The 23,669-nt window shown below is 72.7% G+C and carries 28 protein-coding genes; 13 read left to right on the top strand and 15 right to left on the bottom strand.

Annotated elements, in window-relative coordinates; all coding sequences use genetic code 11:
* The first annotated feature begins 113 nt into the window (after positions 1-113).
* On the top strand, positions 114-806 hold the full coding sequence (locus tag IH25_RS0115790; RefSeq protein ID WP_030609537.1) for a nucleotidyl transferase AbiEii/AbiGii toxin family protein: 693 nt from the start codon (positions 114-116) through the stop codon (positions 804-806).
* Between the two features lie 17 nt (positions 807-823).
* Here the strand turns inward: IH25_RS0115790 and aspS are convergent, their stop codons facing one another.
* A complete protein-coding gene (gene aspS / locus IH25_RS0115785) occupies positions 824-2,587 on the bottom strand; it encodes an aspartate--tRNA ligase (RefSeq protein ID WP_030609535.1) in 1,764 nt (587 codons plus the stop codon).
* Positions 2,588-2,740: 153 nt separating this feature from the next.
* On the opposite strand from aspS, the gene IH25_RS0115780 reads away from it, so the two are divergent.
* The gene (locus tag IH25_RS0115780; RefSeq protein WP_030609533.1) at positions 2,741-4,918 is read left to right on the top strand and encodes a SpoIIE family protein phosphatase; all 2,178 of its coding nucleotides are present in this window, start codon (positions 2,741-2,743) and stop codon (positions 4,916-4,918) included.
* A 6-nt stretch (positions 4,919-4,924) separates the two neighbouring features.
* On the opposite strand, the gene IH25_RS0115775 is transcribed toward IH25_RS0115780, so the two are convergent.
* The 3 genes from IH25_RS0115775 to IH25_RS0115765 form a co-directional block, all read right to left on the bottom strand.
* A complete protein-coding gene (locus IH25_RS0115775) occupies positions 4,925-5,968 on the bottom strand; it encodes an AI-2E family transporter (protein WP_030609532.1) in 1,044 nt (347 codons plus the stop codon).
* Between the two features lie 139 nt (positions 5,969-6,107).
* Positions 6,108-6,767, bottom strand: coding sequence for a hypothetical protein (locus tag IH25_RS0115770; RefSeq protein ID WP_051753947.1), 660 nt, complete (start codon positions 6,765-6,767; stop codon positions 6,108-6,110).
* Positions 6,758-7,348 (bottom strand): RNA polymerase sigma factor, encoded by a 591-nt coding sequence (locus IH25_RS0115765; protein ID WP_051753946.1) that lies wholly within the window; start codon positions 7,346-7,348, stop codon positions 6,758-6,760. The genes IH25_RS0115770 and IH25_RS0115765 overlap by 10 nt, the downstream gene beginning before the upstream one ends.
* 159 nt (positions 7,349-7,507) lie before the next feature.
* Here IH25_RS0115765 and IH25_RS0115760 point away from each other — a divergent pair, with 159 nt between their 5' ends.
* From IH25_RS0115760 to IH25_RS41640, 6 genes are all read left to right on the top strand, one after another.
* Entirely contained in the window at positions 7,508-7,993 is a 486-nt protein-coding gene (locus tag IH25_RS0115760) for an Asp23/Gls24 family envelope stress response protein (protein WP_030609525.1), read from the top strand.
* Positions 7,994-8,000: 7 nt separating this feature from the next.
* Positions 8,001-8,168, top strand: a complete 168-nt coding sequence (locus tag IH25_RS41645) for a hypothetical protein (protein ID WP_030609522.1) — start codon at positions 8,001-8,003, stop codon at positions 8,166-8,168.
* Positions 8,165-8,569, top strand: a complete 405-nt coding sequence (locus tag IH25_RS0115750) for an Asp23/Gls24 family envelope stress response protein (protein ID WP_030609519.1) — start codon at positions 8,165-8,167, stop codon at positions 8,567-8,569. The genes IH25_RS41645 and IH25_RS0115750 overlap by 4 nt, the downstream gene beginning before the upstream one ends.
* Before the next feature lie 55 nt (positions 8,570-8,624).
* Positions 8,625-9,287 (top strand): DUF6286 domain-containing protein, encoded by a 663-nt coding sequence (locus IH25_RS0115745; protein WP_063755151.1) that lies wholly within the window; start codon positions 8,625-8,627, stop codon positions 9,285-9,287.
* Between the two features lie 26 nt (positions 9,288-9,313).
* Positions 9,314-9,922, top strand: coding sequence for a hypothetical protein (locus IH25_RS0115740; RefSeq protein WP_030609513.1), 609 nt, complete (start codon positions 9,314-9,316; stop codon positions 9,920-9,922).
* A gap of 134 nt (positions 9,923-10,056) precedes the next feature.
* On the top strand, positions 10,057-10,212 hold the full coding sequence (locus IH25_RS41640; RefSeq protein ID WP_167345733.1) for a DUF6131 family protein: 156 nt from the start codon (positions 10,057-10,059) through the stop codon (positions 10,210-10,212).
* Here the strand turns inward: IH25_RS41640 and IH25_RS0115730 are convergent.
* From IH25_RS0115730 to IH25_RS0115700, 7 genes are all read right to left on the bottom strand, one after another.
* Positions 10,203-10,754: a DUF5994 family protein gene (locus IH25_RS0115730; RefSeq protein WP_051753945.1), complete on the bottom strand. Its 552-nt coding sequence runs from the start codon at positions 10,752-10,754 to the stop codon at positions 10,203-10,205. The two genes, IH25_RS41640 and IH25_RS0115730, sit on opposite strands and share 10 nt — an antisense overlap.
* Positions 10,751-11,050: a hypothetical protein gene (locus IH25_RS0115725; protein ID WP_387878431.1), complete on the bottom strand. Its 300-nt coding sequence runs from the start codon at positions 11,048-11,050 to the stop codon at positions 10,751-10,753. The genes IH25_RS0115730 and IH25_RS0115725 overlap by 4 nt, the downstream gene beginning before the upstream one ends.
* Positions 11,047-11,301, bottom strand: coding sequence for a hypothetical protein (locus IH25_RS37555; RefSeq protein ID WP_037655006.1), 255 nt, complete (start codon positions 11,299-11,301; stop codon positions 11,047-11,049). The genes IH25_RS0115725 and IH25_RS37555 overlap by 4 nt, the downstream gene beginning before the upstream one ends.
* On the bottom strand, positions 11,298-11,834 hold the full coding sequence (locus tag IH25_RS0115715) for a DUF5994 family protein (RefSeq protein ID WP_342447359.1): 537 nt from the start codon (positions 11,832-11,834) through the stop codon (positions 11,298-11,300). Before IH25_RS0115715 ends, IH25_RS37555 begins: the two co-directional genes overlap by 4 nt.
* A 280-nt stretch (positions 11,835-12,114) precedes the next feature.
* Positions 12,115-13,086, bottom strand: coding sequence for a pirin family protein (locus IH25_RS0115710; RefSeq protein ID WP_030609499.1), 972 nt, complete (start codon positions 13,084-13,086; stop codon positions 12,115-12,117).
* A 112-nt stretch (positions 13,087-13,198) separates the two neighbouring features.
* Positions 13,199-13,678 (bottom strand): SseB family protein, encoded by a 480-nt coding sequence (locus IH25_RS0115705; RefSeq protein WP_030609496.1) that lies wholly within the window; start codon positions 13,676-13,678, stop codon positions 13,199-13,201.
* Positions 13,679-13,717: 39 nt separating this feature from the next.
* The gene (locus IH25_RS0115700) at positions 13,718-14,020 is read right to left on the bottom strand and encodes a BP74-related protein (RefSeq protein WP_078844265.1); all 303 of its coding nucleotides are present in this window, start codon (positions 14,018-14,020) and stop codon (positions 13,718-13,720) included.
* Between the two features lie 165 nt (positions 14,021-14,185).
* On the opposite strand from IH25_RS0115700, the gene IH25_RS0115695 reads away from it, so the two are divergent.
* The 3 genes from IH25_RS0115695 (at position 14,186) to IH25_RS0115685 (ending at position 17,850) form a co-directional block, all read left to right on the top strand.
* Positions 14,186-16,012 (top strand): acyl-CoA dehydrogenase, encoded by a 1,827-nt coding sequence (locus IH25_RS0115695; RefSeq protein ID WP_030609490.1) that lies wholly within the window; start codon positions 14,186-14,188, stop codon positions 16,010-16,012.
* 115 nt (positions 16,013-16,127) lie between these two features.
* A complete protein-coding gene (locus IH25_RS0115690; protein WP_078844264.1) occupies positions 16,128-17,477 on the top strand; it encodes a M18 family aminopeptidase in 1,350 nt (449 codons plus the stop codon).
* A 118-nt stretch (positions 17,478-17,595) separates the two neighbouring features.
* Entirely contained in the window at positions 17,596-17,850 is a 255-nt protein-coding gene (locus IH25_RS0115685; RefSeq protein ID WP_030609484.1) for a hypothetical protein, read from the top strand.
* 12 nt (positions 17,851-17,862) lie between these two features.
* On the opposite strand, the gene IH25_RS0115680 is transcribed toward IH25_RS0115685, so the two are convergent.
* The 3 genes from IH25_RS0115680 to IH25_RS0115670 all read right to left on the bottom strand — a co-directional run bounded on the left by IH25_RS0115680 (position 17,863) and on the right by IH25_RS0115670 (position 21,187).
* The gene (locus tag IH25_RS0115680) at positions 17,863-19,683 is read right to left on the bottom strand and encodes a thioredoxin-like domain-containing protein (protein ID WP_030609481.1); all 1,821 of its coding nucleotides are present in this window, start codon (positions 19,681-19,683) and stop codon (positions 17,863-17,865) included.
* 93 nt (positions 19,684-19,776) lie between these two features.
* On the bottom strand, positions 19,777-20,637 hold the full coding sequence (locus tag IH25_RS0115675) for a calcium-binding protein (protein ID WP_030609477.1): 861 nt from the start codon (positions 20,635-20,637) through the stop codon (positions 19,777-19,779).
* Between the two features lie 145 nt (positions 20,638-20,782).
* Positions 20,783-21,187, bottom strand: coding sequence for a cupin domain-containing protein (locus tag IH25_RS0115670; RefSeq protein WP_030609475.1), 405 nt, complete (start codon positions 21,185-21,187; stop codon positions 20,783-20,785).
* A gap of 51 nt (positions 21,188-21,238) precedes the next feature.
* Between IH25_RS0115670 and IH25_RS0115665 the strand changes: the two genes are divergently transcribed.
* The gene (locus tag IH25_RS0115665; protein ID WP_051753943.1) at positions 21,239-22,255 is read left to right on the top strand and encodes a helix-turn-helix domain-containing protein; all 1,017 of its coding nucleotides are present in this window, start codon (positions 21,239-21,241) and stop codon (positions 22,253-22,255) included.
* Positions 22,256-22,298: 43 nt separating this feature from the next.
* Complete coding sequence (locus IH25_RS0115660) at positions 22,299-22,793, top strand: LURP-one-related/scramblase family protein (RefSeq protein WP_030609468.1); 495 nt, start codon at positions 22,299-22,301, stop codon at positions 22,791-22,793.
* A gap of 20 nt (positions 22,794-22,813) precedes the next feature.
* On the opposite strand, the gene IH25_RS0115655 is transcribed toward IH25_RS0115660, so the two are convergent.
* Positions 22,814-23,614, bottom strand: a complete 801-nt coding sequence (locus tag IH25_RS0115655) for a carbon-nitrogen family hydrolase (protein ID WP_030609466.1) — start codon at positions 23,612-23,614, stop codon at positions 22,814-22,816.
* Positions 23,615-23,669 lie beyond the last annotated feature (55 nt).

The raw sequence follows: 23,669 nt of genomic DNA, 5'->3' as shown, positions 1-23,669 counted from the left end.
TACGTCTCCTCAGTTGCCGCCCGCCGCCGGGAGGTTGCCGTCGTCGCGGGAATTTTCCGTACGGCCCGGCCGGGCGTCGCGCCCCGGGCCCGGCAGACCGGAGAATCGGTGCCGTGGACATTCCCGAACCCCATCGCCGGCTCCTCGAGGACGCCGTACGGGCGGGTGCCCCGTACGGTCTGGTGCTGGCCGGCGGCTACGCCCTCCAGGCGCACGGTCTGCTGACCCGCCCGCACGCCGATGTCGACCTGGCCACCGAGAGCGCCGAGAGCATGGAGCGGATCGCCGCCGCCGTCGGCGCGGCCCTTGAGGAGCGGGGGTCGCGGGTGGCGGCCGGCGCGGTGACGGCGCTGACCGCGCGGCTGACGGTGACCGACCCGCCCACCGGCGAGCCGTGCGCGCTGACACTGCACAAGGAGACGTTCTGGCAGCCGCCGGAGCCGACCGGCTACGGCCCGGCGCTCTGCCTCGCGGACGCCGTGGGGACGAAGATCCGGGCGCTGTACGACCGGGGCGCGGCCGTCGATCTCGTCGACGCCCGCGCCTGCGCGGCCCGGTTCTCGCTGCCGGACCTGGAGGAACTGGGCCGCCGGCACGCGCACGACCCGTTCGACCTGCCCACCCTCCAGTCACGGCTGACGGGCACGGACTTCTACGCCGACCGGGACTTCCTCCGCTGCGGCCTGGCCGAGGACGGCATCGCCGCCCTGCGGGCCTGGGCGCAGGCCTGGTCCGACGACATCGCCGAACGGCTGCTGGAGGACGGCGCGTCCCCGGACGCGCCGTCCGACGACCAGGGCGGCTGAGGCCCCGGCGCCTTGCCCTACTTCGGCTGCGGCTTGCGGATGTCCAGGTGCAGCTCGCGCAGGCGGGACTCCTCCAGCTCGGTCGGAGCGCCCATCATCAGGTCCTGGGCGTTGCCGTTGAGCGGGAAGGCGATCGTCTCGCGGATGTTGGGCTCGTCCGCGAGGAGCATGACGATACGGTCCACGCCCGGGGCGATGCCGCCGTGCGGCGGGGCGCCGAAGCGGAACGCGCGGAGCATGCCCGCGAACTCGCGCTCGGTGGTCTCGCGGTCGTAGCCCGCGATCTCAAACGCCTTCAGCATGATGTCCGGCTCGTGGTTCCGGATCGCGCCGGAGGACAGCTCCACACCGTTGCAGACGATGTCGTACTGCCAGGCCAGGATGTCCAGCGGGTCCTGCGTCTCCAGCGCCTCCATGCCGCCCTGCGGCATCGAGAACGGGTTGTGCGAGAAGTCGATCTTCCCGGTGTCCTCGTCCTTCTCGAACATCGGGAAGTCGACGATCCAGCAGAACCGGAAGACGTTCTCCTCGAAGTGGCCGGCGCGCTTGGCGGCCTCAACGCGGACCGCGCCCATGATCTTGGAGACCTCGTCGAACTCGCCCGCGCCGAAGAAGACGGCGTGGCCGGGGGCCAGCGACAGGCGCTTGGTCAGCTCGGCGACGTTCTCCTCGGTGAGGAACTTCGCGATCGGGCCGGACAGCGTGCCGTCCTCGCCGACGCGGACCCAGGCCAGGCCCTTGGCACCCAGCGACACGGCGAAGTCGCCGAGCTGGTCGAAGAACTTGCGCGGCTGGTCCTGGACGGCCGGCACGGGCAGGGCGCGCACGTGCTTGCCGGCGAACGCCTTGAACTCCGAGCCCTCGAAGACGTCGGTGATGTCCACCAGCTCCAGCTTGGCGCGCAGGTCCGGCTTGTCGGAGCCGTACTTGAGCATCGCCTCGCGGAACGGGATCCGCGGGAACGGGGAGGTGACGTGGCGGCCGCCGCCGAACTCCTCGAACAGCTCGGTCATGAGCTGCTCGATGGGCTGGAAGACGTCCTCCTGCTCGACGAAGCTCATCTCGACGTCGAGCTGGTAGAACTCGCCCGGCGAGCGGTCGGCGCGGGCGTCCTCGTCGCGGAAGCAGGGCGCGATCTGGAAGTAGCGGTCGAAGCCGGAGATCATCAGCAGCTGCTTGAACTGCTGCGGGGCCTGCGGCAGGGCGTAGAACCGGCCCGGGTGCAGCCGGGAGGGGACCACGAAGTCACGGGCACCCTCGGGGGAGGTCGCCGTCAGGATGGGGGTGGCCATCTCGTTGAAGCCGAGCGCCGTCATCTTCTGACGGATGGCGCCGATGACCGCCGTGCGCAGCATGATGTTGCGGTGCATGCGCTCGCGGCGCAGGTCCAGGAAGCGGTACTCCAGGCGCCGCTCCTCGTTGACCCCGTCCTCGGTGTTGATCGTGAAGGGCAGCGGCTGGGCCGCGCCGAGCAGCTCGACCTCGGCGACCTCGACCTCGATCTCACCGGTGGGCAGGTCGGGGTTCACGTTCTCGGTTCCACGTGAGACAACGCGGCCGTCGACGCGGACCGTGGACTCCTTGGAGATCGTGTCCAGGGCCTCGTACGCGGGGGTGCCGGGGCGGGCGACCAGCTGCGTGATGCCGTAGTGGTCGCGCAGATCGATGAAGAGGATGCCGCCCAGGTCGCGCCGATTGTGCAGCCAGCCACTCAGCCGGACGTCGGTGCCGACGTCAGAGGCGCGGAGCTGGCCGCAGGTGTGGGACCTGTACCGATGCATCGTCGTTCATCCAGTCTGTGCGGATCGGGTGTCGCCAGGCGGGTACGGCCTAGGCCATCCCAAGGGTACCGGGCACCCCAAGAACGGCTCCCCGTGATTCCCGTCCGCCCGCCTAGGTGGCACCTGTCGGTCACCTCTCCATAAAGTGGGGCAATGCGCACAGGCGAGCCCCTGCCGTCCGTCGGGGAGGTCCTCGCCGCCCTCGCGACCGGGCTGTGGCACTGGGACACGGCCGCCGGGCGGGTCACCCTGGACGCGGAGGCGGCGCGGCTGCTCGGGCTGCCCGCGCGGCCGGTCACCCTCACCGAGGCCCAGACCCGGGCCCGGCTGCACCCCGTCGACTGGAACGAGGTCGCCGGGGTGGTGCGGCTGGCCGCCGCCGAGGGCACCCTCGCCGAGGTCCGCATCCGCGTCGTGGACGCCGGCGGCCACGTCCTGCGGGTCGTCCGCAGCCGCTCCAAGCCGGCCTTCGACCCCGAGCGGCACACCTACGAACTGATCGGCACCCTCCAGGAGGTGACCGAGCCCGCCCCGGGCACGGCCGCCGCCCGCAACGCGGTCACCGGCGACTGGCGGCGCTCCCGGGAGGCGTTCCTGCTGGACGCGGGCCGGGCACTGGCGGAGGCGCGGTCCACGGCCGAGGTGCTGCGGGTGGCGGGGGGCCTGTCGATGCCGGGTTTCTCCCCGGACGGGCTCGTGGTCTACGGCGTGGAGGGCGACCGGCTGACGATCACCGGGCAGCACGGACACCATCCCGGCGACATGAACCCCTTCTCCCACATGCCACTGGACACCGACTACCCGGCCGCCGAGGTGGTCCGCACCGGGCGGGCCGTGTACCTGTCCTCCCCGGAGGAGTACCGGGAGCGCTACCCGGCCACCTGGCCGCTCGCCCGGCGCTTCGGCCGCCACTCGTGGGCGTTCCTGCCGCTGACGGCCGCCGGACGCACGAGGGGCGCGTGGATGGCCGCGTTCACCTACCCGGTGGCGTTCACCCCCGACGAACGCGCGGTGCTGACCACGGTCGCCCGGATGCTCGCCCAGGCGCTGTCCCGGGCCGGCGCCGCCGAGTCGGAGCGGGAGCTGACGGAGGGCCTGCAACGCTCCATGCTGCCGTCGCTGGGCCCTGAGGTCCCGGGGCTGCGGATCGCCGCCCGGTACATCCCGACCGGCGGCGGACTCCAGGTCGGCGGCGACTGGTACGACGTGATCCCGCTGCCCTCCGGCCGGTTCGCGCTGGTCATCGGGGACGTCCAGGGCCACGATGTGCGCGCCGCCGGGATCATGGGCCAGCTGCGGATCGCGCTGCGCGCCTACGCCGCCGAGGGACACCGCCCGGACGCCGTGCTCTCCCGCGCCTCCCGCTTCCTGCACGGGATCACCGACGGCTCCGGGCCGGACGCCCTGGCCGACCCGCGGTTCGCGACCTGCCTGTATGTGGAGGCCGACCCGGCGACCGGCCTGCTGGAGGTCGCCCGGGCCGGCCACCCGGACCCGGTGATCCGGATGGCGGACGGCACGGTGATGATGCGGCCGACGGCGGGCGGGCTGCCGCTGGGCGTCGACCCGGACGCCGACTACCCGACGACCCGGTTCACCCTGGAACCCGACGAGACGCTGATGCTGTGCACCGACGGCCTGATCGAGACCGGCGGGCACGACCTGGAGAGCGGCTGGCGCAGGCTGCGGGTACTGCTGGAGGACCACCGGGCGGGCGAGTACCGCCAGGAGGACCTGGAGGCGCTGGCCGACGCGCTGGTGCAGGCGGTGCACGGGCCGTCCTCGCACCACACCACCGGACCGCTGGCCGACCGCCGCGAGGACGACATCGCGCTGGTGCTGCTGTGCCGGCCCGCCGCGGCCCGCGGGCGCGACGGCACCGCCACGGCGGGGCCCCCGGTGCGGCGCACCCTGCTGTCGGTGGCCCAGGACGAGCCGGACCGGATCGCCGAGGCCCGCCAGCACCTGCGCGAGCTGCTGCACGACTGGGCCTCGCCCGACCAGGTGGACTCGGCGGTGCTGCTGGTCTCCGAGATGGTCACCAACGTGCTGGTGCACACCGACGCCGACGCGCTGCTGCTCGCCGAGGTCCTGTGCGGGGAGGGCGGACGGCGGCTGCGGGTGGAGGTCTTCGACACCGGCGACGACCTGCCCCACAAGCGCCGCCCCGGCGAACTGGCCTCCTCCGGCCGCGGCCTGATGCTGATCGAACTCCTCGCGGACGCGTGGGGGGTGGCCCCCCGGGGCGAGGGCAAGAGCATCTGGTTCGAACTGAGGGAACGGACGGGGGCGGGCACGCCGGGAACCCCGCCGGAGTCGTACGTCCCGTAGGCGGCGCTAGCGGGCGGCCGGCGGTTCCTCGCGGCGCTCCCGCAGTTCCGCCCAGACCCCGAGGGCCGCCGCGGTCACCGGTACCGCGAGGAGCATGCCGAGGATGCCCGCGACGGAGGCACCCGCGGTGAGCGCCACCAGCACCGCGGCCGGGTGCATCCGCACGGTCCGGCTCTGGATCACCGGTTGCAGCACATGCCCCTCCAGCACCTGCACCGCGAGCACCACCCCGAGCACCCACAGCGCGATCACGAGGCCCCGGTCGGCGAGGGCGACCAGCACGGACACCGCGCCGGAGAGGAAGGCGCCGAGGTAGGGGATGTAGGCGCCGACGAAGACGAGCGCGCCGAGTCCGAGCGCGCCGGGCACCCGGAGGACCAGCAGGCCGACGGTGATGCACAGGGCGTCGATGAGCGCGATGAGGGTCGTGCCGCGCATGAACCCCTCCACCGCGGCGAAGGCCCGCCGGGCGATGGCCTCCAGGACGTCGGCGCTGTCGCCGGGCGCGAGGGTGCGCAGGGCCGCGAGGGCGCGGTGGGAGTCGCGCAGGAAGAAGAAGACGAGCAGCAGCGCGAGGACGGCCATGGCGATGCTCTCGGCGACCAGGCCGACCCCGCTGACGACGTTGGACGCGGCCGTCCCGCCGAACCTGCGCAGCAGCTCGGGCACCTTGGCGGCGAGATCGTCCAGCCCGGTCCCCGCGGCCCCGAAGTGCCGGGCGACCCCCTGGGCGGCGTCCCGCAGCGAGGCGAGGATCTCCGCGCCGCTGTCGACGAGCGCGGCGACGACGATGTACACGGCGCCGCCGACGACGGCCACGACGGCGGCACAGGTGAGCCCGGCCGCCAGCGACGCCTGTACCCCCGCCCGCACCAGCCACCGGTACAGCGGTCCGAGCAGCGCGGTGCCGAGCAGGGCGAGCAGCACCGGCGTGACGGCCGTGCGCAGCTCACCGCACAGCCGTACGCCGACCCAGCCCACCCCGGCGACGAGCAGCAGCACGGCACACCAGGCGGCCAGCCGGCGCACGGATTCGGGCAGCGGTAGCACGGTCCCAGCCGATCACGCGCGCGGCCCGCCGTCCCGCCGCGCGGGTCCGGACGGGTGAGGCGCGCCGGTCCGGACCCGCAGGCCCTCGGCTCCCGGACCGGCCGGCCGCCGAGGAGTCCGGTCGTGCGGACGGCGGTCGTCACGTACCGCGGCCGTCCGGGAGGCCGGGACGGCGGAACGGCTCCGGCTCCGGCTCCGGCTCCGGCTCCAGGACGTCGACCACGGCGATGTCGACGGCCGTGACCGCCATGCCCAGGTCCTGTCCGGCCGAGTGGAGGACCGTTCGGCGTACCTGGCGGACCCGCTCGGGCAGCGGCTGGTCGAGAGCGGCGGCCAGCGTCATGGTCACCCGCACGCCGGTGCCTGCGCCCACGGGGACGAGCCGGCAGGTCGCGGCCCAGGCACCGGGGACCGTGTCGGCGGCCCGCCGGAGCACCTTCGCCGCGGCGCTCTCCGCGATGCGCGGTTTCCGGCCGGGGCCGGACAGGGGCAGCAGCCGTCCGCGCCGTACCTCCGCCCTGACGATGTCCATGACGCGTGCGGCGAGCGCGAGGAGGCCGGGTGCGGTCTCAGCGCGCAGTGCCCGGGCGGCCGCGCTCACCGCGGCCAGTCCCTCGGCGGCCTCGCGGCAGTGTGGGCAGGAGAGGGCGTGCGGGTCGGCGGCCGGCACCGCGTCCCGGGCCTGTTCCCAGGCCCGGCTGAGCAGCCGGCCGCAGGAGAGCACCTGGTCGCCCTCGAACGGAGGACCGTCGGCGGCGGGCGGTTCGGAAGGCCGCGTCCGCGGGCCGTCTAGCGCCATGGGCTCATCGCCTCCTGGAGGGACCGGCGTGCCCTGAACAGTCTGCCGCGCACCGTCTGTTCGCTGCTCCGGGTCACATGGGAGATCTCCTTGTAGGACAGGCCCTGCACCTCCCGCAGGATCCAGCAGATCCGCTGCCCGGCGTCCAGACCGTCGAGCGCGCGCGACAGGGCGGCGGTGGCCGCGTCCTGCTCGGCGGACCGGGCGGGCTGGCTCCAGGCGTCTTTCGCCGCGCGCTCGGCGACGGCGTCCAGCGGCAGGGGTGGCGGCCGGTGACGGCGCATGGTCAGGCAGCGGTTGACGGTGATCCGGTGCATCCAGGTGCGGAACTCCGCGCCGTGGCGGTATTCGGGAAGTCGCCGCCAGGCGCTGACGAAGGCGTCCTGGACCGCCTCCTCGGCGTCCTGCGGGTCGCCGAGCATGCAGCGGGCCAGGGCCAGGAGGGGTCGGCCGTGCCGCTGGACGAGCACGGCGAAGGAGTCCTCGTCCCCCTCGGCCGCCCGTGCGGCCAGCAACCCGTCCGGCAGGTCGCGCCCCGGGAGGCCGGGTTCCGGCGGTGTTGGGACAGTGCGTTCGAACATGACGCCCCCGCACGAGACTCGGGACCGTCCGTGTACCCAGAAGTGATATGTGATGCACATCACACTCCACTCGCGTGAGAGATGCGCCGCCCGATGTGTCCAACTTTGCGAGGGGCGCCGCACCGGTGTCCGACCGAGCGACCGATCGAGGCGACCGCCATGACGGAGAACATCACCAGCGTCGGCGGGGGCGGCAGGCCCGACGCGGGCGTGAGCGCGCTCAAGGGGCGTACCGGGGCCGGGGCTCCGGCCGAGACACGGGGGAAGACCACCATCGCGGACGGCGTGGTGGCCAAGATCGCGGGCATGGCCGCCCGCGAGGTGCCGGGCATCTACAGCCTGGGAGCGGGGATGGCCCGCGCCTTCGGCGCCATGCGGGAACGCGTTCCCGGAGGCGGCGGCGGAGCCGTCACGCGAGGAGTGAAGGTCGAGGTCGGCGAGCGTCAGGCCGCGGTGGACCTGGACGTCGTCGTCGAGTACGGCGTCTCCATCGTCGACGTCGCCGGCGGCGTCCGCACCAATGTCATCGGCGCCGTGGAGCGGATGACGGGCCTGGAGGTCGTCGAGGTGAACGTCGCCGTGGACGACGTCCACCTGCCCGACGACGAGGAAGAGGCCGAACCGGACGAAGGCCGCGTGAGGTGAGTACACGATGAACGCAGCGACAACGGGCCTCGTGGCCGGCATGGCCCTGGGCTTCGCCGGATACTTCGGTGGCTTCTGGGCATTCCTGCTGGTGCTGGTCCTGGGGGCGGTGGGGCTGGTGGTCGGTCTCGCCGTGCAGGGCGACCTCGACCTCCGGTCGCGGAGGCAGCGGTGAAGAGCCGGCCCGGATCCCCCGGCAAGGCGCCGGGTCCGCCGGCGGGCGCCGGTCTGCCGCCCCCGGCCGAGCGGGGCGCCACCGTCATCCCGGACCGGGTGGTCGCCCGTATCGCGACCCAGGCCGCGCGCACGGCCCAGTCCCGGCGCGCCGCCGTACCGCCGGACCGGGGCGGGCCGACGTCACCCAGCGCCACCGCCGCCGTCCGTACCGGATCGGTGCGCCTGCATCTGGCCCTGGATCTGCCCTATCCCACCGACATCCCCCATGTCTGTGAGCGGATCCGGCGGGACGTCGCCGAACGGGTGGCCCAGCTGACCGGTTTGCGGGTGGGAGAGGTCACCCTCACCGTCCGGCGGCTGGTGACCGCCGCCGAAGCGGGCCGGGGGCGGGTCCGGTGACCGGCCGCACGGCGGTGTCGGCCACCGGGCACGCCACGTGGGAAGGGGCATCCCGATGACACCCGACCCCGGTCCTCCCGGCCGCGGCTCCGCGCGGCGTGCCACGGTGCCGCTGACGAAGGAGCCCGGTCCGCCGGAACGCGACGTGCCGGCCGGCGAGCGCGACAGCGGGCACCGAACCCGCCGGCCGTGGTCCGCGCGCCGCGTCCCGGCCGCGCTGGTCGCCGCGGTGATCCTCGTCGCGGCGGTCGCGGCACTGGCCGACGTCATCGCCGTACGGGCCGGACGCCCGGCGGCGGAGTGGCGACGGCGGCTGACCGACGCGCTGGCCACCCGCTCCGTGGACGACGTGTGGATGCTCACGGGCGCCGCCGTGGCCGCCGCCGTCGGCGTCTGGCTGATCATCTTGGCCCTCACCCCCGGTCTACGCCGCTGGCTGCCCCTGCGCCGCCCCGCGGACTGCCCCCGGTTGCGGGCCTCCCTGGACCGGGACGGGGCCGCCGCCCTGCTGCGCGACGCCGCGACGCGGGTCCCCGGAGTCGGCGCGGCGCACGTCCGGGTACGCCGCCACCGCGTCAAAGCGCGCGTGCACGTCCGCTTCCGTGACCCCCGGCAGGTGAAGGAGGACCTCGTCGCCGCCCTCGACGAGGAGTGCGACCGGCTGGCCCTCGCCCGTCATCCCCGCGTCGCCGTACGCACGCGGCGACACACCGACTGACCGACCTCGCAGCACCGGAGCCCGCCATGACGCCGCGATCCACACTCAACCGCAGTCTGCTGGGCCTCGCCGGACTGGTTCTGCTCGGCGGCGGACTGCTGATCCTCTTCGCCGGACTGGACCTCTACCGGCGGCGCGAGCTGGTCCCGCCCGACGGCTGGCCCCTGACCGCCCCGGCCGACGTCCTGCTCGGCTCCGCCGACCGGACCCGCTGGAGCGGCCAGGGCTGGTGGTGGTGGCCCGCGGTCATCGCCGCACTCGCCCTCGTCGCCCTGCTCGCCCTGTGGTGGCTGCTCGCCCAACTGCGCCGGCACCACCCCGGCTCACTGCCCGTCGGCGGCACACCTCCGCAGGAGGGTGTCGAACTGCGCGACCGCGCGCTCAGCGACGCGATCGAGACCGAGGCCGGGGCCCTCCCGGGGGTCGACCACGCGACCGTACGCATCACCGGCCGCCCCACCCGCCACCACACCCGCGTCGGGCTCACCCTCACCCCCGAGGCCGCGCCGGGCGCCACCCTCGGTGCCCTCTGCGAAGGCCCGCTCCGCACCGCTCGCCGGTCCACCGGCCTGCCTGACCTGCCCACCGAGGTCCGTCTCCACGTCACCCGCCACAAGCCCCACCGCGCGGAGTAGGAAGGAAGGAAAGGGAGGAAGAGAAAGGAGGCCGACCGTCCCCGTTCGACTTCAGCGCCCCCGTGGTCGTCCGCGGCACGCGGGGGAACCGGCACTGCTCCCCTGAACCGGCACTACTCCCCTAGGGAGAGATCATGATCGTCCTGGGCATCATCCTGCTCGTCATCGGCTTCCTCACCGGGATATCCATCCTGTGGACCATCGGGATCATCCTGGCGGTCGTGGGAGTCATCCTGTGGATCCTCGGCGCGATGGGGCACGCCGTCGCCGGTCGACGCCACTACTGGTGACCGGGGGCGACGTCCCTGCGGGTTTCCGCGGCCGGGCCCGGCGCGCGCCGGGCCGACGGCCGGGGGACCGGGCGGTCGACGCCGGCGGTGTCGATGAGGATCTGTTCCGCCCCGGAGGTGTTGTCGGCCCGGACGGCCCTGGCCATCGCGGCGCGCGCGGCGTCGGGCGCCGTGCCCGGCGGGACCACCAGCAGGGAGAAGTGGTCCTGGTCGCCTCGGGTGACGAGGACGGTGCCGTCGCCGACCGGGAAGGAGTCGAGGTGCACGACCCGGCCGTCCACCGTCAGCCGTGCCGGCAGTCCGTCCCAGGCACCGCTGTCCAGACCGACGCGGGTGACGGGTCCCAGGTACTCGGTCAGCGCGCTGATCAGCGGGGGCAGTTCGGCACCGATGTCCCGGGACCGCGGCCACCAGGCACCGTCCAGGATCCCCTCGCGTGCGTGGGTCGTCTCCAGCCGCAGCAAGGCCGTGCCGGGACGCATCGCCGTGTGGACGGCGTCCGGCAGCGGCCGGGGAGCGCCAGGGGTGCCGGGGCCGGTCATGGTGTCGCCCGTCCTTCCGGGGAAGCGGCGCTTTCCTCGTCCGTCTCCATCCGCCGGATCCCCCGGTGTGTCAGCGTGATCATCTCCGGGGTGTTGTCCCTCCCCCAGTCGACGACGACCCAGCCTTCGCCCGCCAGGTACGAGCAGGCGGCGGCCAGATCCGGTGCGGGGATACCGAGGTCGTCGCGGAGCTTCGCCCCCTCGACACCCAGGAGGCGATTGTCCTCGGCGGCTTGGTACAGAGCCCGCATGATCTTCTCGCGGTACCCCTTCCGCTCGCGCAGCATGGCCATCATGTGCTCCCTCCGTCCCTCTCGTCCGGGCCGGAGTCGCCGTCCTCCGCGGGCGCCGTCGCGGTGGGGCCCGGCGGAACGGCCGGGTCCACCGCCGGCCGGCGGTGCCTCCGTGGCCGGCGGCCGATCCCCGGCAGGGCGTCGCTGTAGTGGAAGCCGGCGATCCGCTCGTCGTGCTGGGCATTGAGCCGGTGGATCAGAACGGCTCCCACGGCGATCAGCACGAGCAGCACGGCTACGACGATGACCGTCATGTCCCTTCACCTCCGTCGCTGCTCCACCGGAGCCCCGGCGGGCCGATGGGCGCGGGCCGGGACGGCGGCGGACCCGCTCCGCCCTCGGTGTCCCACGCCTCCTCGCTCCCACGGGCATCGGCCCTGTCGGCGGGGCTCTCCTGGGCCCGGGCATCGATGCCGTCGCCGGCCATCAGCCGGGCGGCGGCGTCCGCACCGGTTTCCGGCGGGATCACCAGCAGGTCCCGGCGGCCGTCGGCGGAGAAGAGAGTGAGCCGGTGCGGATCCTGCTCCTCGGTGGACCAGCTCACCCGCACGGTGCGCCCGGAGTCCGACACCCGGTGCGGGAGGACGGGCCAGTGGGCAGGGTTCACGGTGACATCAGTGACACGGCAACCCCAGAGAGCGCCCAACGCGGCCGTCAAGAACGGCAGTTCACGGGTGAGGTCCCGAGAACGGGGCCACCACACGCCGTCCAGGCCGCCCGGCGCGGGCGTCAGGGACAGCCGGGCCGGTGGCGCGGCCGTGCGCCCGCCGGCTGTCGTACGGTCCATGGTCACGGTCATGGTGCGGACCCGTCCCCGGGCCCGTGGTGCGGCCCGGCGCTGTCGATCACCGGAAACGGCACCCGCGGCTGAGCCGGTGCGCGGAGAACTCCCGGTGTCTTCACCGTACTCCGCCCACGGCCCGAAAAGCCGGGTATGACCAGCTATTTCCCCGCCATCGGCACCCCGCCGCGGGCGCCCGTCACCAGGGGAGGGGAAGACGGCCGGCGCGAAGCCCACGCACCCGTGGATTCCGCGCCGACTCGCCCCCACGGGGTCCCGGCGGACCCTACATTCCGCGCTCCGTCATCCCGTGCACGGCCGGAACGGTCCCCAGGCGGCCCTTCTGGAAGTCCTCGAACGCCTGCTGGAGCTCCTCGCGGGTGTTCATGACGAACGGGCCGTAGTGGGCCATCGGCTCACGGATCGGGCGGCCGCCGAGGAGGACGACCTCCAGGTCCGGGGTGTGCGAGTCCTGTCGCTCGTCCGCGCGCACGGTCAGCGAGCCTCCGGCGCCGAAGACCGCCGTCTGACCGAGATGGACCGGCCGGCGCTCCCTGCCCACGCTGCCGCGGCCCGCGAGGACGTACGCCAGCCCGTTGAAGTCCTCCCGCCACGGCAACGTGACCTCCGCACCCGGCGCCACCGTCGCGTGGACCATCGTGATCGGCGTGTGCGTGATGCCGGGCCCGGCGTGCCCGTCCAGCTCGCCGGCGATCACGCGCAGCAGCGCGCCACCGTCGGGCGTGGTCAGCAACTGGACGGTGCCGCCGCGGATGTCCTGGTAGCGCGGCGCCATCATCTTGTCCTTGGCGGGGAGGTTCACCCACAGCTGGAGGCCGTGGAAGAGGCCGCCGGACACCACCAGGGACTCCGGCGGGGCCTCGATGTGCAGCAGGCCCGAGCCGGCCGTCATCCACTGGGTGTCGCCGTTGGTGATGGTGCCCCCGCCGCCGTGCGAGTCCTGGTGGTCGAAGACGCCGTCGATGATGTAGGTGACGGTCTCGAAGCCGCGGTGCGGGTGCCAGGGGGTGCCCTTGGGCTCGCCCGGCGCGTACTCCACCTCCCCCATCTGGTCCATCATGATGAACGGGTCGAGGTGGCGGTAGTTGATCCCCGCGAACGCCCGGCGCACCGGGAATCCCTCGCCCTCGAAACCGCTCGGGGCGGTCGTGACGGCGAGCACGGGACGTGCCACGGCATCGGCGGGAGCGGTCACACGGGGCAGCGTCAACGGGTTCTCGACGGTCACTGCGGGCATGGCGGGTACCTCCTTGGTACGCCCACTTTAGTTGAGCGTTGAACTTCTCGCCACCGACAACAGAAGAGGCCCGGAGGGAATTCCCTCCGGGCCCGCGTTCACGGGTGCCCGCTCAGCCGCCGCCGTACATGCGCCGCATCGCGAAGTCGACCATCTGCTCGACCGCCTTGGCGTCGAACACGATCCGGTGCTCGCCCTCCATGTCCAGGACGAAGCCGTAGCCGGTGGGCAGCAGGTCGATCACCTCGGCGCCGGTGATGACGAAGTACTTGGACTCCTTGCCCGCGTACCGGCGCAGCTCCTTCAGCGAGGTGAACATCGGGATCACCGGCTGCTGGGTGTTGTGCAGGGCGAGGAAGCCCGGGGTGTCGCCGCGCGGGCAGTACACCTTGGAGGTGGCGAAGATCTGCTGGAAGTCCTCGGCGGCCATCTGCCCGGTGGTGAAGGCGCGCACCGCGTCCGCGAGCGAGGGCGGGGACGGCTCCGGATAGAGCGGCGGCTGCTGGCCGTACCCGCCGACACCGCCCGGCATCTGCTGCTGCGGCGGGGCGTACTGCTGCTGAGCGCCCACGTTCTGGTCGTAGCCGTACATGGGGAGAAGCGTACCGAGCCGGCCCTTCACCCGGACGGGTTACGGCGCCGGAACCTCGCGCGTCAGCTTCGAGGACCAGGGGCACCAGTAGGCGCCGGGCAGGAAGGCGCCGCCCGCCTCGTCCAGGTGGTCCTCGACGTAGGGGAGGGTGGCGTCGCAGACCTCGATGGCCACGTCGAAGAAGCCGACGGTCGCCGGGTCGTAGTGGAAGGACCAGCGCGGGCTGTACGGGGCCCACCGTAGGGATCTTGTTACGCGGCACCCGTGGGCCGGAGGCGCCGATTCACCCGGATGGCCGGAGCGCGCGGAAGTGTTCGCGGGGCGCCCGGAAGGGGCATGCACCTGGCATGTACAAGGCGCCCGCCACGGCACTTGAGACGCGTCACAGATGCCCGGCTCGGGGTTGCGTCTTATTACCGGCGGGTAGCATCATCGTAGCTACTTGTTGGTACGTGAACTAGGTGCGAGGAGTCAGTGCCTCGCCGATCCCTCTACGGAGCCGTCGCCATGGGGCACTACAAGTCGAATCTGCGCGACATCGAGTTCAACCTCTTCGAAGTACTCGGGCGCGACAAGGTGTACGGCACCGGCCCGTTCGAGGAGATGGACGTCGACACCGCCAAGAGCATCCTGGAGGAGATGACCCGCCTCTCGGAGAACGAGCTGGCCGAGTCCTTCACCGACGCCGACCGCAACCCGCCGGTCTTCGACCCGGAGACCAACACCGCGCCGGTCCCGGCGTCCTTCAAGAAGAGCTACCAGGCCTTCATGGACTCCGAGTACTGGCGGCTCGGCCTGCCCGAGGAGATCGGCGGCACCACCTCGCCGCGCTCCCTGATCTGGGCCTACGCCGAGCTGATCCTGGGCGCCAACCCGGCCGTGTGGATGTACTCCTCGGGCCCCGCGTTCGCCGGCATCCTCTTCGAGGAGGGCAACGAGGTCCAGAAGCACATCGCGAAGATCGCCACCGAGAAGCAGTGGGGCTCCACCATGGTCCTCACCGAGCCCGACGCGGGCTCCGACGTGGGCGCCGGCCGCACCAAGGCGATCCAGCAGGAGGACGGCTCCTGGCACATCGAGGGCGTGAAGCGCTTCATCACCTCCGGTGAGCACGACATGTCGGAGAACATCCTCCACTACGTGCTCGCGCGTCCCGAGGGCGCCGGCCCCGGCACCAAGGGCCTGTCCCTCTTCCTCGTGCCGAAGTACCTGTTCGACTTCGAGACCGGCGAGCTGGGCGAGCGCAACGGCGTCTACGCCACCAACGTCGAGCACAAGATGGGCCTGAAGGCCTCCAACACGTGCGAGATGACCTTCGGCGACAAGCACCCCGCCAAGGGCTGGCTGATCGGCGACAAGCACGACGGCATCCGCCAGATGTTCCGCATCATCGAGTTCGCCCGCATGATGGTCGGCACGAAGGCGATCTCCACGCTCTCCACCGGCTACCTGAACGCGCTGGAGTACGCCAAGGAGCGCGTGCAGGGCCCGGACCTGGCGAACTTCATGGACAAGACCGCGCCCAAGGTCACCATCACCCACCACCCCGACGTGCGCCGCTCGCTGATGACGCAGAAGGCGTACGCGGAGGGCATGCGCGCCCTGGTGCTGTACACCGCCTCGGTCCAGGACGCCATCCAGATCAAGGAGGCGAACGGCGAGGACGCCTCCGCCGAGCACGCGCTGAACGACCTGCTGCTGCCGATCGTCAAGGGCTACGGCTCCGAGAAGGGCTACGAGCAGCTGGCCCAGTCGCTGCAGACCTTCGGCGGCTCCGGCTTCCTCCAGGAGTACCCGATCGAGCAGTACATCCGGGACTCCAAGATCGACACCCTGTACGAGGGCACCACGGCGATCCAGGGCCAGGACTTCTTCTTCCGGAAGATCGTCCGCAACCAGGGCGCCGCGCTGAACTCCCTCGCCGAGGACATCAAGAAGTTCCTGGCGCTCGGCACCGGCGGCGAGGAGCTGGCCGGCGCCCGCGAGCAGCTCGCCAAGGCGGCCGTAGAGCTGGAGGCGATCGTCGGCGTGATGCTGACCGACCTGGCCGCCACCGAGCAGGACACCAAGAACATCTACAAGGTCGGCCTGAACACCACCCGCCTGCTCATGGCCTCCGGTGACGTGGTCGTCGGCTACCTCCTCCTCAAGGGCGCCGCGGTCGCCGCCGAGAAGCTGGCCACCGCCTCGGCCAAGGACCAGGCCTTCTACACCGGCAAGATCGCCGCGGCGAAGTTCTTCGCGGCGAACGTCCTGCCGGGCGTCACCCTCGCCCGCAAGGTCGCCGGCAACGTGGAGCTGGATCTGATGGAGCTGGACGAGGCCGCCTTCTAGGTCCGGGCGTTCCGGGCGTCCGGTTTTCCGACGTTCCGGACGTCCCCGTCGATTCCTCGCGCGGGCCCGCTCTCTTTCCGGGAGCGGGCCCGTGCACGTCGTTAAGGTGAATCCCATGAGCGCACCATCCCGCCCGTCACCCGCCGCCGCCCCTTCAGCGAGCGCTGCGCGCGCCCCTCTCACCTTCGACCGCGGCCACACCGACGACCTGATGTCCTTCCTGGCGGCGAGCCCGTCGCCGTACCACGCCGTTGCGAACACCGCCGAGCGGCTGGAGAAGGCGGGCTTCCGGCAGGTGGCGGAGACGGACGCCTGGGACGGGACGCACGGCGGCAAGTACGTGCTGCGCGGCGGCGCGATCGTGGCCTGGTACGTGCCCGAGGGCGCCGAGGCGCACACCCCCTTCCACATCATCGGCGCGCACACCGACTCCCCGAGCCTCAGGGTCAAGCCGCGCCCGGACAGCGGGGCGCACGGCTGGCGCCAGGTCGCCGTGGAGATCTACGGCGGTCCGCTGCTCAACTCCTGGCTGGACCGGGACCTCGGCCTGGCCGGCCGGCTGACCCTGCGCGACGGCTCCTTCGTCCTGGTCAACGTGGACCGGCCGCTGCTGCGGGTGCCGCAGCTCGCCATCCACCTGGACCGCTCGGTCGGCTCCGAGGGACTCAAGCTCGACAAGCAGCGGCACCTCCAGCCGGTGTGGGGCCTCGGCGACCAGGTGCGCGACGGCGACCTCATCGCCTTCCTGGAGCAGGAGGCCGGGCTGACCGCGGGCTCGGTGACCGGCTGGGACCTGATGACCCATCCCGTGGAGCCGCCGGCCTACCTCGGCCGGGACCGCGAGCTGGTCGCCGGCCCGCGCATGGACAACCTGCTGTCCGTGCACGCCGGTGCCGCCGCCCTCACCGCCGTCGCGGCCTCCGGTGCCCCGCTCACCCGCATCCCGGTGCTGGCCGCCTTCGACCACGAGGAGAACGGATCCCAGTCGGACACCGGCGCGGACGGCCCGCTGCTCGGCTCCGTCCTGGAGCGCTCGGTGCTCGCCCGCGGCGGGACGTTCGAGGACCGGGCCCGCGCCTTCGCCGCCTCGGTCTGCCTGTCCTCCGACACCGGTCACGCCGTGCACCCCAACTACGCCGAGCGGCACGACCCGACGCACCACCCGCGGGTCAACGGCGGCCCGATCCTCAAGGTCAACGTCAACAACCGCTACGCGACCGACGGTTCGGGCCGCGCGGTGTTCGCCGCAGCCTGCGAGAAGGCGGGCGTGCCCTTCCAGAGCTTCGTGTCGAACAACTCCATGCCGTGCGGCACCACCATCGGCCCGATCACCGCGGCCCGGCACGGCATCCGCACGGTCGACATCGGCGTGGCGATCCTGTCCATGCACAGCGTGCGCGAACTGTGCGGCGCGGACGACCCGTTCCTCCTCGCGAACGCCCTGACGGCCTTCCTGGAGGGCTAGGGCCCGCCCTCGAACTCCCGCCGTGCGCCCCGGATTCGGCGGCGGGGCCTAGCCGCGACCCCGCCGGGTACCCGGACGACACCGGAGATTCCGGAACCGGAAGGGGAGGCGAGGTCTCATGGGTCTCGGCGGATGCATCATCCTCATCGGCGTGGGGGCCATTCTGACGTTCGCGACCGACTGGCACATGAAGGGCGTCAACGTCACCGTCGTCGGCCTGATCCTGATGGCCGTCGGCCTGATCGGCGTCGCGACGTTCAGCGGCATAGCCCGCCGCCGCCGCGTGGTCGTCCCGCCGACGACACCGGTGGTGGAGGAGGAGCCCCACCGCCACCACCGCGTCGACGGCTACTCGGACGGCTACGGCGTCTGACGCGCCGTCCGTCTACTGCTCGTCCATGCCCGCCAGGACGAGCGGCAGACGGTCCGTCCCGCCCGCTGTGAGACGCAGCGGGACGCCCCAGTCCTGCTGGTGCACATGGCAGGCGGGGTACTCGTTGGCCGGGTCGTCGTCGCAGCTGGCGGCCATCGCGGAGACGTGCAGGACGCCCTCGGGCACGGCGGGGTTCAGCTCCAGCTCGCGGGACAGGTCCGTGTCCGCTCCTTCGCCCTTGAGCAGCAGCTCGGGCGGGGTGGCGGAGACCAGCAGCCGGGTCGAGGGGCCGTAGCGGGTGTCGAGCTTCTGGCCGGCCGGGGCCTGGAAGATCACGTCCAGGCGGAGGCGGCCGGGGGCGACCTCGGTGGCCGCCCGCCGGGTGCGGTGGGCGACCGACTCCACCCGCACCGCCTCCTCCGGCAGCCGCAGCCGGGTCAGCCGGTGCCGGGCCGACTCCACCACCACGATGTCCTCGCCGGCGAGGACGGCGTCGCTGGGCTCGCGCAGATCGGTGGCGAGCGTGGTGACCTCGCCGGTGGCCGGGTCGTAGCGGCGCAGGGCGTGGTTGTAGGTGTCGGCGACGGCGACCGAGCCGTCCGGCAGCGCGGTGACGCCCAGCGGGTGCTGGAAGAGCGCCTGGCCGGCGGCGCCGTCCCGGTGGCCGAAGTCGAACAGCCCGGTGCCCACGGCGGTGTGCACATGTCCGTCGGTGTCCACCCAGCGCAGGGCGCTCGTCTCGGAGTCGGCGAGCCACAGCCGGTCGGCGGTGGCGGCGAGGCCGGAGGGCTGGGCGAACCATGCCTCGGCACCGGGGCCGTCCACCAGGCCCTCGTTGGTGGTGCCGGCCGCCACGGCCACCGTCCCGTCGGCCGGGTCGTAGGTCCACAGCTGATGGACGCCCGCCATCGCGATCCACACCTTGCCGCCGAAGACCGCCACGTCCCACGGGGAGGAGAGGTCCACCTCGCGGGCCGGGCCGGAGGTGGCCGAGCCCTGCCACCACTGCCTGCCGGTGCCCGCCAGGGTGGTCACCTCGCCGGTGGCGAGGTCCAGGCGGCGCAGGGCGTGGTTCACCGTGTCGGCGACCACCACCGAGCCGTCGTCCAGCAGGGCGAGGCCCTGCGGCTCGTTGAAGGACGCCTGGTCCGGGCCGCCGTCGGCGAAGCCGCGCGTGCCGGTGCCGAGCCGCCGCAGAGCCGTCTCGGCGTCCTCGGCCAGCTCCACCAGCTGGTGCCGGGTGGTGTCGCTGACCAGGAAGTTCCCCGACGGCAGCAGCAGCGCCTTGCCGGGGAAGCGCAGCGTCGTCGGCTCGGGCTCCGGCGGCACGTACGGGCCGTCGCCGCGGCGCAGGGTGCCCTTCGTCTCGTGCTCGGCCTCCAGCTCCTCGACCAGCCGCTCGATGGCGTGCGCGTGGCCCTCCCCGGCGTGCTGGGCGACGACGTAGCCCTCGGGGTCGATCACCACGAGGGTGGGCCAGGCGCGCACCGCGTACTGCTTCCAGGTGGCCAGCTCGGGGTCGTCCAGGACCGGGTGCGCCACGCCGTAGCGCTCGACGGCGTCCATGACCGCCTGGTGCTCGGCCTCGTGCACGAACTTCGGCGAGTGCACCCCGATCACCACGAGTGTGTCCCGGTGCTTCTCCTCCAGCTCGCGCAGCTCGTCCAGGACGTGCAGGCAGTTGATGCAGCAGAAGGTCCAGAAGTCCAGGACGACTATGCGTCCGCGCAGGTCGGCGAGGGTGTACTGCTGGCCTCCCGTGTTCAGCCAGCCGCCCTTGCCGATCAGCTCGGGGGCACGTACTCGGGCGCGTCGGGGTGCGGAGTCGGTCATGGATCCAGGGTGCCACCTCGTGCCGACGGACGTTTCGGCGCCTGTGGACAACCCTCCCGGCCCGACCCGGCTGTGGATAACTTCCCGGTGCCCTCAGTCCTGGCGGACCACGTTCCTGCCGGGGCCGCCGGAGAGGGTGTCGCGGCCCGGGCCGCCGTAGAGCCGGTCGTTCCCGCTGTTGCCCCAGAGCTTGTCGTCGCCGCCGTTGCCGTACAGGACGTCGTCGCCCTTGCCGCCGTACAGCTCGTCGGCGCCGGCCCCGCCGGTGATCGTGTCCCTGCCGTCGTCTCCGGCCAGCGACTGGGACCCGGCACCGCCGTGCAGCGTGTCGTCGCCCTTGCCGCCCTGCGCGATGTTGCCGCCACCGGCCGCGGTGATCGTGTCGTTGCCGTCACCGCCCCAGGCCAGGCCCTCCTTGCCGACCGTGAGGGTGTCGTCGCCCGCGTCGCCCGAGACGTAGGCGCCGTCGAGGCGGCCGGAGCCGGTCGCCTTGTCGTTGCCGGCGCCCAGCGAGATCTGGGCGTAGGAGAAGATCTGGTCGGTGGCGTTCTTGCAGGCGACCGTGTCATTGCGGTCGCCGAGGTCCATGACCAGGGCGGCGTAAGGGTCCTGGCTGTCCACGACGGTGACCGTGCAGGCGACCTTGGTGGGGTCCGCGGCGACGGGGCGGGCGCAGCCGTGGCCCGCCTCGATCCGCACCACGTCGTCGATGAGATAGGTGATGCCCGTGCGGTCGGCGGTGAGCGTGGCGGTGACGGTGGCCTTGTTGGCCTGGCCGGCGGCGGCCTTGTAGGTGAGCTGCCAGTCGTACCCGTTGACCTCGGCGGTGGCCGGCGCCGTGGCGGCACCGGCCGGGCCGGCCAGGGTGAGCGGTACGGCGAGCGCCGTACCGAGGAGGAGGGCCGTCGCCGGGACGGCGTGGAGCACCCTGCGGCGGGCGGGGCGAGCGAGCATGGCAAACCTCCGAGAGGACGTGCGCGGCCGTGCGCCTTACACACCTTCCGACTCGGGCTGCTCCCGTTCGGTTGGGCAACTGACCCGAGAGAGCGGAAAGTTCACCGTCCGGCCGCCTCACCGCCGGGTGGATTCCACCGTCCGGTCAGCGGAGGGCGTGGCCCGTGGTGGCGTCCACGTGCTCCGGCACCTCCTCGTGCCGGTCGCCCACCGTGAGGGTGCCGGTGGGCTCGAAGAGCATGATCTCGGTGGGCACGCGCGCGTACGGCTTGTGCTCGGTGCCGCGCGGGACGGTGAACACCGAGCCCCTGGGCAGCACCACCGTGCGCTCGCCGGCCGGCTCGCGCAGACCTATGTGCAGCTCCCCGGTCAGGACCAGGAAGAACTCGTCGGTGTTCTCGTGCACGTGCCAGAGGTGCTCGCCCTCCACCTTCGCCACGCGCACGTCGTAGTCGTTGACCGTGGTGACGATGCGGGGGCTCCACTGCTCGGTGAAGGAGGCGAGGGCCTGCTCGAGGGAGACCGGTGCGGTGTGTTCCGTGTGTGCCATGTGCTCATCGTGCGGGTGGCCGGGCCGCCGTACGAGTGCTAGGAATCGCACATGCCGCAAGAATCCTCTCAAGCCCCGCACCGGGTGGCGGTGCTCGTGGACGCGGGCACCAACCCCTTTGAGGTCGGTGTCGCCACCGAGATGTTCGGGCTGCCCCGCCCGGAACTGGGCCTGGACGGTGCGCTCTACGAGGTGACGCTGTGCGCGCCCGGTCCCGGGATCCGGATGAACCACGGCTTCTTCACCATGAGCGGGCTGCCCGGCCTGGAAGCCGTGGACACGGCCGACACCCTGATCGTGCCCGGCCGCCCGGACAACGTCGTGCCGCGCGGGCCGGACGTCCTGGCCGCGATCCGCCACGCGCACGCGCGGGGCGCCCGCGTCGTCAGCTTCTGCACCGGCAGCTTCGCGCTCGCCGAGGCCGGACTGCTGGACGGCCGCCGGGCCACCACCCACTGGATGTGGGCGCGGGCCTTCCGGGAGCTGCATCCCGCGGTGCGGCTGGAGCCCGATGTGCTGTTCGTCGACGAGGGCGACATCCTCACCGCGGCGGGCAGCGCCGCGGCGCTCGACCTCGGGCTGCACATCTGGCGCCGCGACCACGGGGCCGAGACGGCGAACGCGGTCTCCCGCCGCCTCGTCTTCGCCGCCCACCGCGACGGCGGGCAACGCCAGTTCGTGGAGCGCCCGGTGCCCGAGGTGCCCGACGACTCCCTCGGCCCGCTGCTGGCCTGGGCGCAGGAACGCCTGGGCGAGCCGCTGACCGTCGCCGATCTCGCCGCCCGCGCGGCCGTGTCGCCCGCCACCCTGCACCGCCGCTTCCGCAGCCGGCTCGGCACGACTCCGCTGGCCTGGCTCACCGGGGAACGCGTGGCGCTGGCCTGCCGGCTGATCGAGCGGGGCGAGGAGCGGCTGGACGTGGTGGCGGCGCGCAGCGGTCTGGGCACGGCGGCCAATCTGCGCGCCCGGCTGCGCCGGGAGACGGGCCTGAGCCCGTCGGCGTACCGCAAGCGGTTCGGCGGGGCGCCGGGAAACGGGACCCCGCCCGGATCACGGGTTGCCGTATGACGGGTTTGTGACGATCGCCCGGTCCCGGGGAAGCATGCTCCGTATGAGATTCCTCGTACGCGACCGGATCCTCGGCATCGGTGACGACTGGTGGATCGAGGACGAGCACGGCCGGAAGGTCTACCTCGTCGACGGCAAGGCCATGCGGCTGCGGGACACCTTCGAGCTGAAGGACGCCGGGGGGCGGGTCCTGATCGACATCCACCAGAAGATGTTCGCGCTGCGCGACACCATGGTGATCGAACGGGACGGCGAGGTCCTCGCCCGAATCCGGCGCAAGCGGCTGTCCCTGCTGCGCAACCACTATCGGGTGGCCCTGGTGGACGGCACCGAGCTGGACGTCAGCGGTAAGATCCTGGACCGCGAGTTCGCCGTCGAGTACGACGGCGAACTCCTGGCGGTGATCTCCCGTCGCTGGCTGACCGTCCGCGACACCTACGGCGTGGACGTCGTCCGCGAGGACGCCGATCCGGCGCTGCTGATCGCGGTGGCGGTGTGCGTGATCCACCTCGCCGAGAAGGAGGGCGAGGAGGACTGATCCCCTGCGGCGGGTGGTGCTCAGCCCCGGCGCCGGGGCGGCTCCAGGCCCAGCACGCGGTCCTTGAGGGCCGGGAACTGCTCGCGGGTCGCGGCCGGCTTCGCGGGGTCGATGTCGACCGTGAGGACCTCCTCGCCGGGGCCGGCCTCCGCGAGCACCTCGCCCCACGGGTCCACCACGATCGAGTGACCCGCCTGGGGAACTCCGGCGTGCGTCCCGGCCGTTCCGCACGCGAGCACGAACGCCTGGTTCTCCACCGCCCGCGCCCGGGCCAGCAGCGTCCAGTGCGCGCGCCGCCGCTCGGGCCAGCCCGCCGGGATCACCAGCGTCTCGGCGCCGGCGTCGGCCAGTGCGCGGAACAGTTCGGGGAAACGGAGGTCGTAGCAGGTGGCCACGCCGAGCGTGGTGTCCGGCAGCCGGACCGTCACCAGGTCCCGGCCCGCGCCCATCAGCACGGCCTCGCCCTTGTCGAAGCCGAAGCGGTGGATCTTGCGGTAGGCCGCGGCCAGCTCACCGGAGGGGGAGAAGACGAGCGAGGTGTTGTAGAGGGTGCCTTCGGGGTCGCGTTCCGGGATGGAGCCCGCGTGCAGCCACACGCCCGCGTCGCTCGCCGCCTTGGCCATCACCTCGTAGGTGGGCCCTTCCAGCGGCTCGGCCTCGCGGCCGAACTCCTCGTAGGCGAAGGCACCGGTGGTCCACAGCTCCGGCAGGACGACGAGGTCGGCGCCGCTCTGCTCACGCACCAGCGCGGCCAGACGCCGCCGCCGGGAGGCGACCGGTTCCCGCTCGTCCACGGCCACTTGGATCAGCGAGGCGCGCACACTACCACCGTCCTGGGATTGGAGTCGTCCATACGGGCCTACGATCGTCACACGA

Origin of the sequence: Streptomyces achromogenes subsp. achromogenes (genome assembly GCF_000720835.1) — a bacterium.
Taxonomy (GTDB): domain Bacteria; phylum Actinomycetota; class Actinomycetes; order Streptomycetales; family Streptomycetaceae; genus Streptomyces; species Streptomyces achromogenes.
The sequence above is the reverse complement of the archived record's forward strand: the minus strand, read 5'-3'. Positions and strand labels throughout refer to the sequence as shown.

Coding starts and splice junctions, on each gene's coding strand:
- IH25_RS0115780 (WP_030609533.1), top strand. CDS start 2,741: ATGCGCACAGGCGAGCCCCTGCCGTCCGTCGGGGAGGTCCTCGCCGCC.
- IH25_RS0115705 (WP_030609496.1), bottom strand. CDS start 13,678: ATGTACGGCTACGACCAGAACGTGGGCGCTCAGCAGCAGTACGCCCCG.
- IH25_RS0115695 (WP_030609490.1), top strand. CDS start 14,186: ATGGGGCACTACAAGTCGAATCTGCGCGACATCGAGTTCAACCTCTTC.
- IH25_RS41645 (WP_030609522.1), top strand. CDS start 8,001: ATGAACGCAGCGACAACGGGCCTCGTGGCCGGCATGGCCCTGGGCTTC.
- IH25_RS0115675 (WP_030609477.1), bottom strand. CDS start 20,637: ATGCTCGCTCGCCCCGCCCGCCGCAGGGTGCTCCACGCCGTCCCGGCG.
- IH25_RS0115670 (WP_030609475.1), bottom strand. CDS start 21,187: ATGGCACACACGGAACACACCGCACCGGTCTCCCTCGAGCAGGCCCTC.
- IH25_RS37555 (WP_037655006.1), bottom strand. CDS start 11,301: ATGACGGTCATCGTCGTAGCCGTGCTGCTCGTGCTGATCGCCGTGGGA.
- IH25_RS0115660 (WP_030609468.1), top strand. CDS start 22,299: ATGAGATTCCTCGTACGCGACCGGATCCTCGGCATCGGTGACGACTGG.
- IH25_RS0115730 (WP_051753945.1), bottom strand. CDS start 10,754: ATGACCGGCCCCGGCACCCCTGGCGCTCCCCGGCCGCTGCCGGACGCC.
- IH25_RS0115760 (WP_030609525.1), top strand. CDS start 7,508: ATGACGGAGAACATCACCAGCGTCGGCGGGGGCGGCAGGCCCGACGCG.
- IH25_RS0115710 (WP_030609499.1), bottom strand. CDS start 13,086: ATGCCCGCAGTGACCGTCGAGAACCCGTTGACGCTGCCCCGTGTGACC.
- IH25_RS0115745 (WP_063755151.1), top strand. CDS start 8,625: ATGACACCCGACCCCGGTCCTCCCGGCCGCGGCTCCGCGCGGCGTGCC.
- IH25_RS0115725 (WP_387878431.1), bottom strand. CDS start 11,050: ATGATGGCCATGCTGCGCGAGCGGAAGGGGTACCGCGAGAAGATCATG.
- IH25_RS0115765 (WP_051753946.1), bottom strand. CDS start 7,348: ATGTTCGAACGCACTGTCCCAACACCGCCGGAACCCGGCCTCCCGGGG.
- IH25_RS0115685 (WP_030609484.1), top strand. CDS start 17,596: ATGGGTCTCGGCGGATGCATCATCCTCATCGGCGTGGGGGCCATTCTG.
- aspS (WP_030609535.1), bottom strand. CDS start 2,587: ATGCATCGGTACAGGTCCCACACCTGCGGCCAGCTCCGCGCCTCTGAC.
- IH25_RS0115690 (WP_078844264.1), top strand. CDS start 16,128: ATGAGCGCACCATCCCGCCCGTCACCCGCCGCCGCCCCTTCAGCGAGC.
- IH25_RS0115770 (WP_051753947.1), bottom strand. CDS start 6,767: ATGGCGCTAGACGGCCCGCGGACGCGGCCTTCCGAACCGCCCGCCGCC.
- IH25_RS0115665 (WP_051753943.1), top strand. CDS start 21,239: ATGCCGCAAGAATCCTCTCAAGCCCCGCACCGGGTGGCGGTGCTCGTG.
- IH25_RS0115680 (WP_030609481.1), bottom strand. CDS start 19,683: ATGACCGACTCCGCACCCCGACGCGCCCGAGTACGTGCCCCCGAGCTG.
- IH25_RS0115740 (WP_030609513.1), top strand. CDS start 9,314: ATGACGCCGCGATCCACACTCAACCGCAGTCTGCTGGGCCTCGCCGGA.
- IH25_RS41640 (WP_167345733.1), top strand. CDS start 10,057: ATGATCGTCCTGGGCATCATCCTGCTCGTCATCGGCTTCCTCACCGGG.
- IH25_RS0115715 (WP_342447359.1), bottom strand. CDS start 11,834: ATGGACCGTACGACAGCCGGCGGGCGCACGGCCGCGCCACCGGCCCGG.